Raw genomic sequence first — 17,072 nt, 5'->3', positions numbered from 1 at the left:
AAATTAAATACTTCATCTTGTTGTAAATTAAATTCCACCACGCACAAAACCACCTAAACGGTGCTGTTCCATAAACTCACTGGCTTCTTGCCTAACGCTATCGCAAGTTTCTGCAGCCAATAACTTCGGTGCTAACTCCGACATTAAGGCTGGGTCAAGTTGGCGGATTAAATATTTCATGCGAGGAACACTACGCCCACTCATACTTAAAGAACGATACCCAAGGGCAATTAATACCATTGCGCTAAGTGGCTGCCCGGCCATTTCCCCACAAACGCTGACAGGGAGCTGCAGCCGTTGGCACTCTTCGCTTACTTTTGCTAAAAAGCGCACAACTGAGGGATGAAGATTATCATATAGCGCTGCTACATGGGTGTTATTACGGTCAACAGCAAGTAAATATTGTGTAAAGTCATTAGTCCCAATAGAGATAAAATCAACACGTTTTTTAATTTCAGGTAGTAAAAACAGTAAAGAAGGAACTTCAAGCATAATACCTATTTGAGGCATCTCAACTGGCATTTTTAATAAAACACTCACTTCTTCTCTTGCTCTTTTAACCAGCGAAATTGCTTCGTCTATCTCATTAACACTGGTCACCATCGGTAATAAAATACGTAAATTACCCGAAAGTGTATTTGCCCGTAACATAGCCCTTAGCTGAATCAAAAAGATCTCGGGCTGGTCCAACATGATACGAATACCACGCCAGCCTAAGCTTGGGTTTTCTTCGCTAATTGGCATATATGGCAGCTGTTTATCTGCCCCTATATCAAGGGTTCTTAATACAACAGGCTTGGTAGGAAAAAGTTGTAAAACTTCTTTATAGAGCTGTTTCTGCTCATCTTCTGAGGGAAAACCATTGTGCAGCATAAAAGGCAGTTCCGTACGATACAGACCAACACCATCAACCCCAGTATTGATTTGTTGCTCGTAACGTGGGCTTAAACCTGCATTAAGGTATATATGAACTTTTTCGCCGCCTTTAAGCATTGCATCTTGGTCAAGAGTCCCTTCAGCTAAGCGACTAATGGCATTTTCTTCTTCAATAATTTGTTGATATTCCTGAACAATTAAATTTTCAGGTTCAATAAAGACCTCACCACGGTATCCATCCAATATTAAATGGCGGTTATGTAATAACGAAGGCTCAATATCAGCCCCCATAATTGCAGGGATCCCCATGGCTCTGATTAAAATCGCGGAATGAGAATGTGTTGCTCCGTCACGCACGACCACACCGGCAAGTTGCTCAATAGGCAACTCAGCCAATACGCTAGCACTTAATTCATCAGCAACTAAAATAAAGCGTTCTGGCCATTGTTCATTTGCGGTAAGTGAATCATCAAGATGAAACAATAAGCGTTGACCTAATGCTTTTAAGTCTGCCCCTCTTTCCCTTAGATAGAGGTCACGCAGGCGAGAAAACTGCTCCACATAATTTTCAATAACCGTTTTAACCGCCCATTCAGCGGTTGCATTGTCATTAATAGCGGCAAACAGGTGTTTTTTTAGTTGAGGGTCACTAAGTAGATGATTATAGAGATCAAAAATCGCAGCACTTTCTTTTGCTGAGCTAGCCATAAAACGCTTACTAATACGACGACATTCCGCTGTGGCACTCTCGAGAGCGGCAACAAGCCGTTGTTTTTCTTTATCGATATCAATAGCACTAGCTTGAAAAATACTATCTAAAGAAGGTTGGGAGCTATCTTGCCACCCATAAGCCATTGCAATTCCCTGTGATACCGGAATCGCTTTAATTCTATTTTGCCGATATTGCCCAAAAATACCTTTCGCTTGTGCTTGTGACAAAATCACAGCCAGTTGCATTGACAATGTGACCATGAAAGATTCTTCGGTTTCATTAAACAGCCGCTTTTCCCGCTGCTGTACCACCAGCACGCCTAATAATTGGCGACGATAGACCACGGGAACACCTAAGAAAGCTCTCAAGCGTTCTTCTTTAAGCTGAGGCAGGAATTTATACTGAGGGTGTTCACGAATATCGGCTAGATTGAGCATCTCAGATTGGCGCCCTACCGCGCCTACGACACCTTCATCAAATCCTAGACGAATAGCAATCCCGCTAGGTTTTTTTAACCCGCGGGTTGCCATTAAGTAATAGCATTGGCGAGGGTGATCAGCTAAATAAATGGAACAAACGTCTGTTCTCATTGCTTTGCAAGTCTCATTCACCAACACTTCTAGCGCATCAGTCAAACTTGTCGCCATTGCAACTTTTTCGACAATTTCACGTAAACGCATCAACATAGGCTACTTTGCTCCACGCCTACGGTTATTAAAAGTGGGTCGTTGCGGTAATTTTTGTTCCTGTAAAGGCATAACTACGGGGGCGAATTCTTTCATAACACGCCGATAAACTTCGCGTTTAAAAGAAACTACCTGCCTAACAGGATACCAATAACTGACCCATCGCCAGCCATCAAATTCTGGCGATTTACTGCGCTGCACGTTTATATCGGCATCATTGCATTGAAGTTGGAGTAAAAACCAACGCTGTTTCTGCCCAATACAAACAGGTTTTGTATCCCAACGCACCAAACGCTTGGGTAATTTGTAACGTAACCAATTACGGGTAGATGCCAATAACCTGACATCTTTACGCTGTAGCCCGACTTCTTCGTATAGCTCACGATACATCGCCTGTTCCGGCGATTCCCCGGGATTGATGCCTCCTTGAGGAAACTGCCATGAGTGCTGACCATAGCGGCGGGCCCATAAAACTTGCCCTTGCCGATTACAAATTACAATTCCTACATTCGGGCGGTAGCCATCATCATCAATCACAGACTACCTCAATAACCAAATTTGAAAGATGCCTAATTGTTTCACACATACCTAAACTGGTAAACCTATATCAATACAGTTTGCAGATATGTCTGAAGTCACTACAATAGTGAACATCTCAACGGGGTGCCGAATTTATTTAGGCTGAGAAATAACCCGTAGAACCTGATCCGGTTAATACCGGCGTAGGGATTTGAGCCACCGCCTGCATACCTGCACCGGTTCATCCTCAAATCCTGTGTCACTATCTTTTAGCGCAGGAAAAAGCATGTTTAAAAACAAAATTATAGCATCTATTCTTACCTTTAGTGCACTCAGTTTAAGTCAATTGGCATGGGCTGATAAACCAACGCTTACTGTTTATACCTACGATTCCTTTACGGCAGAGTGGGGACCGGGCCCACAAATTAAAAAGAATTTCGAAGCGCAGTGCGATTGTGAATTAAAAATAGTCGCACTGGGGGATGGCGTAGCGCTGCTAAACAGGCTCAGAATGGAAGGAAAAAAAAGCAAAGCGGATGTGATTTTAGGGTTAGATAATAATTTATTAGATTCTGCTGAGAAAACAGGCCTGTTTGCCCCTGCTGATATTAATACCAAGGCATTAAAACTCCCTATTTCATGGGATAGCTCAATTTTCATTCCCTATGATTATGGTTACTTCGCATTCATATACGACACTAATAAAATTAAACAACCACCAGCCAGTATGGATGCATTATTAAATAGTGAAAATAATTGGAAAATTATTTACCAAGACCCTCGAACCAGTACCCCTGGACTTGGCTTGATGTTATGGATTGAAAAGCTGTATGGCGAAAAATCTGCTGATGCATGGCAAAAAATGGCAGGTAAAACGCTTACCGTAACAAAAGGTTGGAGCGAAGCTTATGGCCTATTCTTAAAAGGAGAAGGTGATTTTGTACTCAGTTATACCTCATCACCGGGCTACCAAATACTCAATGACCAAAAAGATAATTATGCTGCCGCCTTATTTAGTGAAGGGCACTACATGCAAGTTGAAGTGGCTGCAAGGCTAAAAAACAGTCCAGAGCCTGAATTGGCAAAACAATTTTTACAGTTTGTCTTAACTCCTGAATTCCAAAATACCTTACCAACAACTAACTGGATGTATCCGGTCATTGATATTCCCTTACCTGAAGTCTATAACCAGTTACCTCTGCCTGAAAAAGCCTTGCAATTTAGTTCTCAAGAAGTGGCCAAAGAACGCCAAAATTGGACTCGTTTATGGCAAACCGCCGTCAGTCGCTAATTAATTTGTCTCTACTACCGGGGGCATTGGCCTCCGGTTTACTGGTTACCGTTGCACTCATTAGTTTTGGTGCTCTGTGGTTTTTTGCACCTGAAATTTCAATGGCTGATATTATCAGCGATAGCTATTTGTGGCATGTGATTGGCTTTACTTTTTGGCAGGCTTTTTTATCCGCTACTTTTTCTGTAATCCCTGCTATTTTTCTCGCCAGAGCATTGCATCGCCGTCGTTTTTTTGGACGAACTCTATTTTTACGCTTATGTGCAATGACGCTGGTTCTTCCGGTGTTAGTTGCCGTATTTGGTATTTTATCAGTTTACGGGCAAACCGGTTGGCTGGCTAAACTGTGCCAATCATTGGGGCTTGATTACAGTTTTTCGCCTTATGGCCTAAAGGGTATTTTGCTGGCACATGTCTTCTTTAATATGCCGTTAGCAACGCGTATGCTATTACAATCGTTAGAAAATATCGCTATTGAGCAACGGCAAATTGCAGCACAGCTGAGGTTTAATGAGTGGCAGCAATTTACTATTTTAGAATGGCCTTATTTACGGAGGCAAATATTACCCACTGCTGCGTTAATTTTTATGTTGTGCTTTGCCAGCTTTGCGACTGTTCTCGCGTTGGGGGGTGGCCCAGCAGCTACTACCATCGAATTGGCTATTTACCAAGCACTTAATTATGATTTTGATTTAGGGCGAGCCACTATTTTAGCATTAATTCAACTCTTCTTTTGTGTCGGTTTGATGTTTATCTGCCACAGAGTAAATAGTGTATTTTCTGTTGGTTTTAGTCATCAGGCTCAATGGGTTGACCCTGCTGATAACGCGTTTCGCCGCATTCGTGATTTGTTGCTCATTGCCGCTGCCATGCTATTACTACTCCCCCCACTGTTCGCGGTTATTTTCGATGGATTAAATGGCCAACTTTGGGCGGTATTGCAGCAACCCGCCTTATGGCAAGCCACGGCAACCTCGGTGTTTATTGCTCTATGTGCTGGCGCTGTCTGTGTAGTACTAACCTTAATGTTATTATGGAGTAGCCGTGAATTGCGCTTACGCCAAGCGGCTCGTCTAGGGCAAGCCTTAGAACTTAGCGGGTTAATTATTTTAGCCATGCCAGGTATCGTCCTCGCGACAGGTTTTTTTATCTTTTTTAATGAAACGATAGGCTTACCTGAATCCCCTTACCCATTAGTTATCATGACTAACGCTTTGTTAGCCATTCCTTATGCATTAAAAGTATTAGAAAACCCTATGCGAGACAGTGCTGAACGCTATAACCCGTTATGCCAATCACTCGATATTTCGGGTTTTAATCGCTTGCGAATTATTGAACTGAAAGCACTACGCAAACCAATCGCCCAAGCTCTTGCGTTTGCCTGTGTTATCTCAATTGGTGATTTTGGTGTCGTCGCGTTATTTGGCAATGATAACTTCCGCACGCTCCCTTATTATCTTTATCAGCAAATAGGGGCTTACCGCTCAAACGATGGCGCTGTGACAGCCATGCTATTGTTATTGCTTTGTTTTTGCTTATTTAGCTTGATTGAACGTATTTCAGGAAAACATCATGATTAAATTGACTCAGCTAGATTACCAATACGACAACCTGACAATGTCGTTTGATTTTTCTGTTCAATCTGGTAAATCTGTTGCCGTTATGGGGCCAAGTGGTGCAGGGAAAAGTACGCTATTAAGCTTGATTAGTGGCTTTCAATTTCCCAATAGCGGTACGATTGTGCTCAATGGCGAAGACCATACCTTTAGCCCTCCCGCTAAGCGCCCTGTTTCTATGCTATTTCAAGAAAATAATCTATTTTCACACCTGACGATCCGGCAAAATATTGGCCTTGGGTTACAACCCAATTTGCACCTCAATAAAACACAAATTCAGCGAGTTGAGCAAATGGCGAGCCGTGTCAGCCTGAGTGAATGTTTAGATAGGTTACCGGCGCAACTGTCAGGAGGGCAACGCCAACGTGCGGCATTAGCACGCTGCATGATCCGTAACCAACCGATTTTACTGCTTGATGAACCCTTTTCTGCTCTCGACCCTGCATTACGCCGAGAAATGCTACTATTACTCAAGGAAATTTGTGCGGAGAAATCAATCACACTGCTAATGGTTTCTCATAATGTTGATGATGCCTTACAAATTGCTCCGAGAACACTGGTTATTGCAGAGGGCAAAATTGCTTACGATGGCGATACCCAAAGCCTATTACAAGGGCAAAGTGCAGCATCTGCTTTATTGAGTATTACAGCCGTTTCTAATAATTAGCACTGTATAAATTCACACTATTCGCGTATATTTATCCTAACTATTTTTATGCGAGTAGCCTAATGACCCAACTCATTCCCCCAGCGGAAAGAGGCTTTATTCTTAGCCGTCACTGGAGAGACACCCGCCATGGTGTCGAGGTTTCTTATTGGCTACTCACTGATAACCAACCACAAAAAGTCACTGTTCCGTATCAAAAAGCGATTGGTTTTTTAGCTGAATCTCAATTCCCACAAGTAAAACACCTATTAGATGAACAACCCAACATTACCTATCGCCTCCTTGAATTGATTAATTTTAAACGCGAAAAGGTCTATGCGATTTATTGCCACCAATATCGACAATTACAGAATCTTGAAAAAAGTTGCAATGAATTGGGTGTTGAATTATTAGAAACCGATATTCGCCCAAGTGAACGGTACCTCATGGAACGCTTTATCGCTGCCTCTGTCTGGTTTTCTCGAAATCAGCAAGGGGAGTTTCAACTAAAACCTTGCGAAGGCTACCGCCCCTTAGTCAAAGCCGTTTCCCTTGATATCGAAACCAGCCAACATGGTGAACTCTATTCTATAGGGCTATCTGGCTGTGGTGACAACGTGGTATTTATGTTGGGGCCAGAACAAGGGCCTGCATTGAGTGCTGAGCATCGCTTAATCTATGTGAATAGCCGTCCCCAGTTGCTTCATAAACTCAATGAATGGCTTCACCAATACGACCCTGATGCCATCATTGGTTGGAACCTAATCCAATTCGACCTACAAGTATTACAAAAACATGCTGAGCGTTATGGCATACCATTATTGTTTGGCCGGCAAAGCAAAAAACTGGAATGGCGAGAACATGGCTTTAAACAAGGGGTCTTTTTTGCCGCTGCTGAAGGCCGGTTAATTATTGATGGTATCGATGCATTAAAAGCAGCGACATGGAGTTTTCCATCCTTTAGTTTAGAGTCTGTCGCCCAAGCGCTGCTTGGCGAAGGTAAAGCCATTGATACCCCTTATGACCGAATGGATGAGATCAACCGTCGTTTCGCTCACGATAAACCGGCTTTAGCTCACTACAATATTCAAGACTGTATTTTAGTCCATCGAATCTTTGAAAAAACCGATTTAATGGCTTTCTTGCAGGAACGTTCAACGGTAACGGGCCTTGCTGTTGATAAAATGGGGGGCTCTGTAGCTGCATTCTCACACCTTTATATTCCTCGCTTGCACCGACTTGGTTTCGTGGCGCCCAACCTCACGGAACAAAAAATGCAACTGAACCCCGGGGGCTTTGTCATGGACTCCCAACCCGGGTTATATGACTCCGTATTAGTGTTGGACTACAAAAGCCTATATCCTTCAATTATTAGAACTTTTCTCATCGACCCTGCGGGTATGATTGACGGGTTAGCACACCCTAACCTTGCACATTCAGTTCCCGGTTTTCGTCAAGCTTGGTTTTCTCGTACAACCCACTGTTTACCCGATATTGTCAGCCATATCTGGCAAGAGCGGGATAAAGCCAAAAAAGAGCACAATGCACCACTATCCCAAGCGCTAAAAATTATTATGAACGCATTTGCTGGGGTACTAGGAGCTGAAGGATGTCGTTTTTTTGACCCAAGACTGACCGCATCAATCACCATGCGTGGCCATGAAATTATGCGTACAACCAAACGTTTGATTGAGTCACAGGGCTACCAAGTTATTTATGGAGATACCGACTCCACGTTTGTATGGCTACGTGATGCCCACAATGAAGAACAAGCGCAAAAAATTGGCTTTGCTTTACGTGATTACGTAAATAGTTGGTGGAAAAAACATTTAGCAGAAGAATGGCAATTAGAAGGTGTTTTAGAGCTCGAGTATGAAACCCATTACCGCCGATTTTTGATGCCCACCGTACGTGGTGCCGAAATGGGGAGCAAAAAGCGCTATGCAGGATTGAGTAAAGACACCATGGTATTTAGAGGGCTGGAAACCATTCGCTCAGACTGGACACCATTAGCTCAAATATTCCAAAAAGAGCTCTATACCCGTATTTTTTATCGCCAGCCTTACCGTGAATATATTCGTGAATATGTACAAAATATTCGTTCGGGCCAATATGATGACCGTTTAGTTTATCGTAAACGTCTACGCCGAAAATTGACTGATTACCAAAAAAATGTTCCTCCGCATGTTCGAGCCGCACGTACTGCTGATGACTATAATTTAAAATTACAGCGCCCTTTGCAGTACCAAAATGGCGGTTGGATAAACTATATTATCACTCAGGCAGGGCCTGAACCATTGGAAATCATCACGGCAAAACCGGATTACGAGCATTATATATCCAAACAAATCAAACCGATAGCAGATGCTATCTTGCCTTTCTTACAAGATGACTTTGATACCCTGCTAACTGGGCAAATTACCCTTTTGTTTTAAAATTTATTCTACCTTTGATGTTTTTTTAACAGGTGACGATAGCCTTCGGTTGAATTAATATATCGCCCCTTTGGTGTCTCGCACGTCTGGCTACACAAATTATGCGTGATAATCAACAATACTCATTATAATTCAAATAGACTGACTCATTGTCCCGGCCACAAGCCCAGCAAACGCCTTAGTGCTCACTTTGCTGCAATTTGAATGATTAAATGTGTATAATTAATCATCAGGTAACGACTATTTTTAAAATAATTCGAACTCTTCCTTGTGTAACTATTAATGAGTTACACCAACACTGGGCGAAGACACTGATAAAAATTGTCTTAAAAAATCTAAAAAATAAACTCTCAATTTTATGGAATTAAGTTAAATCTATGCCATTTACTCTTGGTCAACGCTGGATCAGCGATACAGAAAGCGAACTTGGATTAGGTGCCGTCGTGGCAATTGATGCCCGTATGGTAACGTTGCTTTTCCCTGCCAGTGGCGAAAACCGCCTATACTCTAGCAGCGATGCCCCTATTACCCGAGTGATGTTTAATGAAGGTGATACCATTACCAGCCACGAAGGCTGGCAACTTCAAGTTGAAAGCATTGAAGAAGATAAAGGATTATTGACTTACATCGGCACACGTTTAGATACGCAAGAAACCGGTGTGAGCCTTAGAGAAGTGTTCCTCGACAGCAAACTCACATTCAATAAGCCACAAGATCGTCTATTTGCCGGGCAAATTGACCGTATGGATCGCTTTGCTTTACGCTTTCGTGCGCGCAAATTCCAAAGCGAGCAAGTCAAACACCAAGCGACAGGCCTACGCGGTATTCGTGCAAGCCTGATCCCACACCAATTACATATTGCCAATGAAGTGGGAAAACGCCACCATCCGCGCGTATTACTCGCTGACGAAGTAGGCTTAGGTAAAACCATTGAAGCGGGGATGATTATCCACCAGCAATTAATGGCAGGCCGTGCAGAGCGCGTCTTAGTTATCGTTCCTGATAGCTTACAACACCAATGGCTGGTTGAGATGCTACGCCGCTTTAATCTGCGTTTTTCTTTGTTTGATGATAGCCGTTACAGTGAAGCACAACATGATAGCGATAACCCATTTGAAACAGAACAACTCGTTCTGTGTTCACTGGATTTCGTCCGCCGTAACAAGCAGCGTTTTGACCAATTAGTTGAAGCGGGCTGGGATATGATGGTTGTCGATGAAGCTCACCACTTACAGTGGAGCGAGACTGCCCCGAGCCGCGAATATCAAGTTATTGAAACATTAGCTGAAAATATCCCGTCTATTTTGCTATTAACGGCAACACCAGAACAGCTAGGCCAAGAAAGCCACTTCGCTCGCCTGCGTTTACTTGACCCTAGCCGCTTCCATGATTACCAAGACTTTATTGCTGAGCAAGAAAATTACCGCCCTGTTGCTGATGCGGTTTCGCTGTTACTGTCGGGTGATAAACTGACTAATGACCAGCAAAATTTACTTAATGAGTTAATCAAAGAACAAGATATCGAACCACTATTAAAGGCTGCAAACCTTGAAAGTGAAGATGGTAATGCCGCGCGCCAAGAACTGATCAACATGTTAATGGATCGTCATGGTACCAGCCGACTGTTGTTCAGAAATACCCGTAATGGTGTCAAAGGCTTCCCTCGTCGTGAATTGCATTCACTAAAAATGCCATTACCCACCCAATACCAAACCGCAATTAAAGTGGCGGGTATTATGGGCAGTAAAAAAGACGTTGAAACACGTGCAAAAGAAATGCTCTACCCTGAGCAAATTTACCAAGAGTTTGAAGGTGAAAATGCCACTTGGTGGAACTTTGACCCGCGCGTTGAATGGTTAATGGGCTTTTTGACCGCAAACCGCCATGAAAAAGTGTTAGTGATCTGCGCGAAAGCCGCAACCGCACTACAATTGGAACAAGTGTTACGCGAACGCGAAGCCATTCGTGCTGCCGTGTTCCATGAAGGGTTATCACTATTAGAGCGTGACCGAGCCGCTGCCTATTTTGCATCTCAAGAAGAAGGCGCGCAGGTGCTACTGTGTTCTGAAATCGGCTCTGAAGGGCGTAACTTCCAATTTGCAAACCAGTTGGTGATGTTCGACCTACCGTTTAATCCAGACTTACTTGAGCAGCGCATTGGTCGTTTAGACCGTATTGGCCAAAGCCGTGATATCAGCATTCATGTGCCTTATTTAGAAAGTACTGCTCAATCTGTACTGATCCGTTGGTACCACGAAGGCTTAGATGCCTTTGAACATACCTGCCCAACAGGCCGAGCTATCTACGATAAATACTACCAACCATTGCTGCAATTTATGGCTGAACCGACAGTCACTGAAGGTTTTGATGATTTTATTAAAACCTGCCGCGCAGAGCATGACAGCTTAAAATTGCAATTAGAACAAGGCCGTGACCGCTTACTTGAAATGCATTCAAACGGTGGCGAGTCAGGTAATCAGTTAGCTGAAGAAATTAGCGAAGGCGATAACGATACTGAATTGGTTAACTTTGCGCTCAATCTTTTTGATATCGTTGGCATTAATCAAGAAGACAAAAGTGATAACTTGATTATCCTAACGCCTTCTGACCATATGTTAGTACCTGATTTCCCAGGACTTCCTCAAGATGGCTGCACCATCACGTTTGATAGAGAGCAAGCGCTTTCCCGTGAAGATACGCAATTTATCAGCTGGGAACACCCTATTATTCGTAATGGTTTAGATCTAGTGTTATCTGGCGATACTGGCAGCTGTGCGGTTTCTTTACTGAAAAACAAAGCGTTACCTGTTGGCACTTTATTGACTGAACTCATTTACGTTGTGGAAGCTCAAGCACCTAAGAACCTGCAAATCAGCCGTTTCTTACCAGCAACTCCAGTACGCTTATTAATTGATTTAAAAGGCAATAACTTATCATCTCAAGTTGAGTTTGAAAGTTTTAACCGCCAATTAAATGCCATTAACCGCCATATGGCGAGCAAACTGGTAAATGCAGTACAAAATGAGGTTCATTCGGTATTACGCTTATCTGAGCCAATGATCGAAAAAGAATCCAAGGCATTGATAGAAAATGCAAAAGAAGCGGCTGATAAGGCGCTGACGTTGGAACTTTCTCGTTTAGAAGCACTAAAAGCGGTCAACCCAAATATCCGTGATGAAGAGCTTGATATTATTGAAGAAGAGCGCCAGCAACTGATGACCAATATCGACCAAGCCACATGGCGCTTAGATGCCATTCGCTTAGTGGTGGTGACACATCAGTAAGCCGTGACAATCGAGCCATATAAACTTTATGGCTCGATGATTAATTTAAAATCTACAACTCGAACTAATTATTTTATTTCGTACTTTTGCGTAATAAAAATAGGATTACCCTAAATAATTCGAGTTGTAGGTAGGCGGCAAGCGAAGATATCTCGGGGAGCATACATAAGTATGTGACCCGAGTAGCTGAGTGAAGCTAACACCCCTACAACTTGAAGTATGACGGGTAATTGAATGATACCGTACAATCCACCGCTAGAACCTTGGCTCCACATCCTCTACCAAGACGACCATATCATTGTCGTTAACAAGCCAAGCGAGCTACTTTCTGTGCCTGGAAAAGCCCCTGAACACAATGACAGCATTATGAGCCGCATTCAGCGTGATTTTCCTGCAGCTGAATCTGTACATCGCTTAGATATGGCGACCAGTGGCGTCATGGTTGTGGCGCTGCACAAAAAGGCTGAGCGTGAGCTCAAACGCCAATTTAGGGAACGTGAGCCCAAAAAATTCTATATTGCTCGTGTCTGGGGACATTTAGAAAAAGAAGAAGGCTTGATTGATTTACCGCTAATTTGTGATTGGCCAAACCGCCCTAAGCAAAAGGTGTGTTTCGAAACGGGGAAATCAGCACAAACTGAGTACCACGTTTTACAGTATGAAGAACTGGCGACTCGCGTAAAGCTTTCACCCATTACGGGACGTTCTCACCAACTGAGAGTCCATATGTTAGCTTTAGGCCACCCAATATTAGGCGACCGTTTCTATGCTCACGATGAAGCCAAAGCACTCGCCCCTCGCTTACAATTACATGCTCAGGAGTTATATATCACCCATCCTGAATATGGCACACCAATGCATTTTACCTGCCCACCAGATTTTTAACGCTAGATTTATTTGATCGTTTGATTAATTTCCCTCCCCCCACCATACCCTAAATAGTTTGTATCGCTGTTAGGCGGTAAAAGAGCAAATCCCTAGGAGCATACAGCCGTATGTGACTAGGGGTTCGTGATACAACGAGCGCTACATGCAGAAAAATGTACATTGCCTACTAGAGTAAATTCTCATTTTATTTGGATGAGTGAATTTTTTGTTTTCAATTATTCCCCTGATTTCCCCTAAATAGTTCGTGCTACCACACGGCGTCGATTGAGCGAATCCCTAGGAGCGTAGATAACTACGTGACTAGGGTTCGTGAATGAAGACAACAAAGTGAGATTTTTTGGTTTTCCTTCGTTAACTTGATTTCCCTTAAATAGTTCGTGTTGCAGCTAGGCGGCAAGAGAGCAAATCCCTAGGAGCATACAAAAGTATGTGACTAGGGTGCGCGAGCGCGGCCAACAACGCTGCGGCGCGAAATATGACAGGGAAATTTATTTGAAGCCGAGCTCCTTCTTGACTAAGTCATAAGCTGCTTGGATAGATTGCGCCTTTTGCTTCGCAATTTCCATCATCTCTGGCGGCAAACCTTTCGCTACCAGTTTATCGGGGTGATGTTCGCTCATCAGTTTGCGATAGGCCCGCTTAATTTTTGTTGGGTCATCACTAGGAGACACGCCAAGCACTTTACAAGCATCTTCAAGGGTTGGGCCATTTGATTGCTGATAATACCCTCCTGATTGCTGCTGAGAGTAACCGTGGCCAAATTGGCGACCACTTTGGATCATATCCAAGAACTGTTCAAACTGAACCTTAGAAATACCAAGCTCTTCGGCAATAATAAACAACACTTTTCGTTCGTTCGGGTGTAATTGTCCATCAGCAAAAGCAGCTTGTAATTGAATTTCCAGAAACATCTGAATCAAGTCAAAACGGCCATAACAGGCCATACGTAATTGCTTTAATACATCACGCAATGGAAAGTTAGGGGATTTGCCTTCTCTAAATGCTTGTTGAGCCGCTTTTCTTGTTTCTCCATGTAATTGCATTCTGTCCATTAAATTAGTCGCAAGCTGAATATCTGTCTCGGTTACACGGCCTTTCGACTTCGTTAAATGCCCCAAAATTTGGAAGGTGCTCGCAAAGAAAATGATTTGACGATCTCGCTTATTCATTCTCCCTGCAAATTTACGTTGAATCGATGCTTTATCAAAACCATGCCCAATAATTAACCCAACTAGCGCTCCCCAAAAGCCCAATCCAGAGACGATTGCGAGTATAACGCCAATAATTTTGCCCCAATAGTGCATATATCCCTCAATTCTTCAATGCTCAAAATGCAATTTTGCATTATCATACTATTCATTCAGCTCTATGCATAACTACCCGCGCGTAAAGTTTCTTACATTATACTGGCGCAAAGTGGTTGGCTAAGTTAGTCTTTGAGCGTTTGCTGGCGATGCCAATGATGACGGAACCCCATATTTAATGATGAAAAAAAGCTATCCAACACTACTCGCCACCATGGTATGGGCGGCAATTTATAGTCAGCAAGCGCATGCTGACCTTGCACAGCAGTGTATGCTGGGTGTCCCTGTTTACACAAAACCGATTGTAAAAGGTGACCCTAACAACCTGCCGATTCACATTACCGCTGAAGATGTCCGTGGTGAATACCCTAATTTTGTTGAATATGAAGGTAATGTCGATATTCAACAGGGGAACCAAACATTAACCGCTGATAACGTTAAACTCACACAAACAGAAACAGCGGGTGAACTCCCTGTGCGTGAAGTAACAGCCACGGGTAATGTTCACTACGATGACCCACAAATTATCTTAAAAGGCCCTTCTGCGTGGTCTAACTTAGATAATAAAAACACGGATGTGAATGATGGTAACTACATGATGGTAGGCCGTCAGGGGCGTGGTGATGCGACTAAAATGAAAATGCGTGGTGAAAACCGTTACTCTATTATGGAAAACGGCACATTCACGACCTGTTTACCCGGCAATAATAGCTGGAGCGTCGCGGGCTCTGAAGTCATTATCGACCGTGAAGAAGAAGTCGCTGAAATTTGGCATGCACGTTTTAAAGTTGGTGACGTGCCTATTTTCTATAGCCCATATATGCAATTGCCGATTGGCAATAAACGCCGTTCCGGTTTTTTAATTCCGACGGGAAGCTATTCAAGTAACGATGGGCTAGAGTTCTCATTACCCTATTATTGGAATATTGCGCCAAACTACGACGCCACAATTACGCCGCAATTTATGACCCACCGTGGCGTAAAATTAAATAATGAATTCCGTTACCTTATTGCTCCTGGTACAGGCACCGTGGCTTTTGATTTTCTAAATCATGACCGTGCTTATATCAAAGACAAAGAACGTGGTAAGCGTGAAGATCGTGATAGCGATGACCGTTGGTTATTCTACTGGCGCCATTCTGGGACTTACGCGGGGCACTGGAACTTCAGCTCTGACTATACCAAAGTGAGCGACCCTAGCTATTTTACTGACTTTAGTTCCCAGTACGGTAGCACTACTGATGGCTACGCCACGCAAAAATTCAGTGCTGGTTATTCAGATACAAACTGGAATGCGAAAGTCACTCACAAGCAATTCCAAATTTTTGCAGATAACCCCAACAAGCGTGCTTATAAAGCAGAGCCGCAAGTGGACTTCAATTATTATAAAAATAATTTAGGTGCCTTTGATGTGCATACTTACGCACAAGCTGCTCGTTTTACAAGTGTGGGTAAAAATAACCCAGATGCAACTCGCTTACACATCGAGCCAGAAGTGAACCTGCCATTGTCTAATGGCTGGGCAAATATGAATAACAGCATCAAATTGTATGCAACTCATTACGACCAAGATATTCCTCGTTCGAATACGGATACTAGCTTAGAAAAAAATGTTACACGTGTTCTACCCATGTTTAAAAGCGATGCAAAAGTTGTCTTCGAACGTGACCTTTTCCAAGGTAGTGATTTCGTTCAAACATTAGAACCACGTGTCCAATATTTATATATTCCGTATAAAGATCAAGATAATATCAATAACTTTGACTCCTCATTGCTGCAGTCAGACTATAGCGGTTTATTCCGTGACCGAATTTACAGTGGCCTTGACCGTATCGCCTCTGCAAACCAGTTCACCACAGGTGTTACAACACGTGTTTATGACGACGCATTAGCTGAGCGCTTTAACTTCTCTGTAGGTCAAATTTATTACTTTGAACGCCCACGTGCAGGTGATTCAAATCGCCCAATAGATGATAAAAGCAACACAGGTTCATTATTGTGGGCTACTGACTCTATGTGGCGAATTGATGATAACTGGGGCTTACGCGGTGGGTTACAATACGACCGCCGTCTCGGTAATGTCACAATGGGGAATGCTGTTGCTGAATACCGTTTAGATGCTGATCGTTTAGTTCAGTTGAACTACCGTTTCGTTGACCGCGATTATATTCAAGCAACCTTCCGTCGTGAAGATACACCTAATGCAGCCAATACCTATACACTGCCTGAATACCAACGTGGTATTTCACAAGTGGGTACCGTCGTGAGTTGGCCATTAAGCGAACGTTGGGGCTTTGTCGGGTCATATTACTATGATACTAAACAACAGCAACCCGCGAGCCAACTGGTTGGTTTGCAATACAATACTTGCTGCTGGGCAGTCAATCTTGGCTATGAACGTAAGATAGTTGGTTGGCAAAAAGAGAAGTTCAGCAGTGAATATGACAATAAATGGTCAATCAATGTGGAACTTAGAGGCCTAAATAGCAATCATAGTTTAGGTAGTCAGAAAATGTTAGAAAGTGGCATTATGCCTTACCAACGTGCTTTCTGATAAAAATAACATAAATTTACTCGAAATAATTTGAGGTGCAGTTAGGCGACAAGTGCGTGGTTAGGCGACAAGCGAATGAGTCGCTAGGAGCATACATAAGTATGTGACTAGTGCGAATGAACGTAGTCAACAACACTGTAACTTAAGGCATAACGAGTATTTACTCTAAATAATTCGAGTTGCAGTTAGGCGACAAGCGAATGAGTCGCTAGGAGCATACATGAGTATGTGACTAGTGCGAATGAACGCAGTCAACAACAC

The 17,072-nt window shown here is 43.1% G+C and carries 10 protein-coding genes and 1 riboswitch; of the genes, 7 read left to right on the top strand and 3 right to left on the bottom strand.

Annotated features, from left to right (window positions below):
- Positions 1 to 27 precede the first annotated feature (27 nt).
- Together ptsP and rppH are read right to left on the bottom strand one after the other, a co-directional pair.
- Positions 28 to 2,274, bottom strand: a complete 2,247-nt coding sequence (gene ptsP / locus PSF09_RS13255) for a phosphoenolpyruvate--protein phosphotransferase (RefSeq protein WP_272683995.1) — start codon at positions 2,272 to 2,274, stop codon at positions 28 to 30.
- 3 nt (positions 2,275 to 2,277) lie between these two features.
- Positions 2,278 to 2,811, bottom strand: a complete 534-nt coding sequence (gene rppH / locus PSF09_RS13250; protein WP_004908658.1) for an RNA pyrophosphohydrolase — start codon at positions 2,809 to 2,811, stop codon at positions 2,278 to 2,280.
- Between the two features lie 112 nt (positions 2,812 to 2,923).
- A riboswitch (TPP riboswitch) is annotated at positions 2,924 to 3,021 on the top strand.
- 58 nt (positions 3,022 to 3,079) lie between these two features.
- Between rppH and thiB the strand changes: the two genes are divergently transcribed.
- From thiB to rluA, 6 genes are all read left to right on the top strand, one after another.
- Positions 3,080 to 4,084: a thiamine ABC transporter substrate binding subunit gene (gene thiB / locus PSF09_RS13245; protein WP_272664264.1), complete on the top strand. Its 1,005-nt coding sequence runs from the start codon at positions 3,080 to 3,082 to the stop codon at positions 4,082 to 4,084.
- Positions 4,060 to 5,664: a thiamine/thiamine pyrophosphate ABC transporter permease ThiP gene (gene thiP, locus PSF09_RS13240; protein WP_272683994.1), complete on the top strand. Its 1,605-nt coding sequence runs from the start codon at positions 4,060 to 4,062 to the stop codon at positions 5,662 to 5,664. Before thiB ends, thiP begins: the two co-directional genes overlap by 25 nt.
- Positions 5,657 to 6,367, top strand: coding sequence for a thiamine ABC transporter ATP-binding protein ThiQ (gene thiQ, locus PSF09_RS13235; RefSeq protein WP_272683993.1), 711 nt, complete (start codon positions 5,657 to 5,659; stop codon positions 6,365 to 6,367). Before thiP ends, thiQ begins: the two co-directional genes overlap by 8 nt.
- A 62-nt stretch (positions 6,368 to 6,429) precedes the next feature.
- Positions 6,430 to 8,781 carry a DNA polymerase II gene (locus tag PSF09_RS13230; RefSeq protein ID WP_272683992.1) on the top strand — a complete coding sequence of 784 codons (2,352 nt, stop codon included), beginning with the start codon at positions 6,430 to 6,432 and terminating at the stop codon, positions 8,779 to 8,781.
- 377 nt (positions 8,782 to 9,158) lie between these two features.
- Entirely contained in the window at positions 9,159 to 12,065 is a 2,907-nt protein-coding gene (rapA, locus tag PSF09_RS13225) for an RNA polymerase-associated protein RapA (RefSeq protein WP_272683991.1), read from the top strand.
- A gap of 234 nt (positions 12,066 to 12,299) precedes the next feature.
- Positions 12,300 to 12,950 carry a bifunctional tRNA pseudouridine(32) synthase/23S rRNA pseudouridine(746) synthase RluA gene (gene rluA, locus PSF09_RS13220; protein WP_210835372.1) on the top strand — a complete coding sequence of 217 codons (651 nt, stop codon included), beginning with the start codon at positions 12,300 to 12,302 and terminating at the stop codon, positions 12,948 to 12,950.
- A 491-nt stretch (positions 12,951 to 13,441) separates the two neighbouring features.
- Here the strand turns inward: rluA and djlA are convergent, their stop codons facing one another.
- Complete coding sequence (djlA, locus tag PSF09_RS13215; protein ID WP_210835374.1) at positions 13,442 to 14,257, bottom strand: co-chaperone DjlA; 816 nt, start codon at positions 14,255 to 14,257, stop codon at positions 13,442 to 13,444.
- 178 nt (positions 14,258 to 14,435) lie between these two features.
- Here djlA and lptD point away from each other — a divergent pair, with 178 nt between their 5' ends.
- Complete coding sequence (lptD, locus tag PSF09_RS13210) at positions 14,436 to 16,811, top strand: LPS assembly protein LptD (RefSeq protein ID WP_272683990.1); 2,376 nt, start codon at positions 14,436 to 14,438, stop codon at positions 16,809 to 16,811.
- The last annotated feature ends 261 nt before the right edge of the window (positions 16,812 to 17,072 follow it).

The sequence above is a fragment of the Providencia sp. PROV141 genome (assembly GCF_028481645.1).
Classification (GTDB): Bacteria; Pseudomonadota; Gammaproteobacteria; order Enterobacterales; family Enterobacteriaceae; genus Providencia; species Providencia rettgeri.
The sequence above is the reverse complement of the archived record's forward strand: the minus strand, read 5'-3'. Positions and strand labels throughout refer to the sequence as shown.

Bases quoted from the DNA above. Each gene is read 5' to 3' on its own strand.
- ptsP (WP_272683995.1), bottom strand. From the start codon at position 2,274: ATGTTGATGCGTTTACGTGAAATTGTCGAAAAAGTTGCAATGGCGACA.
- thiB (WP_272664264.1), top strand. From the start codon at position 3,080: ATGTTTAAAAACAAAATTATAGCATCTATTCTTACCTTTAGTGCACTC.
- thiP (WP_272683994.1), top strand. From the start codon at position 4,060: ATGGCAAACCGCCGTCAGTCGCTAATTAATTTGTCTCTACTACCGGGG.
- thiQ (WP_272683993.1), top strand. From the start codon at position 5,657: ATGATTAAATTGACTCAGCTAGATTACCAATACGACAACCTGACAATG.
- PSF09_RS13230 (WP_272683992.1), top strand. From the start codon at position 6,430: ATGACCCAACTCATTCCCCCAGCGGAAAGAGGCTTTATTCTTAGCCGT.
- rapA (WP_272683991.1), top strand. From the start codon at position 9,159: ATGCCATTTACTCTTGGTCAACGCTGGATCAGCGATACAGAAAGCGAA.
- rluA (WP_210835372.1), top strand. From the start codon at position 12,300: ATGATACCGTACAATCCACCGCTAGAACCTTGGCTCCACATCCTCTAC.
- djlA (WP_210835374.1), bottom strand. From the start codon at position 14,257: ATGCACTATTGGGGCAAAATTATTGGCGTTATACTCGCAATCGTCTCT.
- lptD (WP_272683990.1), top strand. From the start codon at position 14,436: ATGATGAAAAAAAGCTATCCAACACTACTCGCCACCATGGTATGGGCG.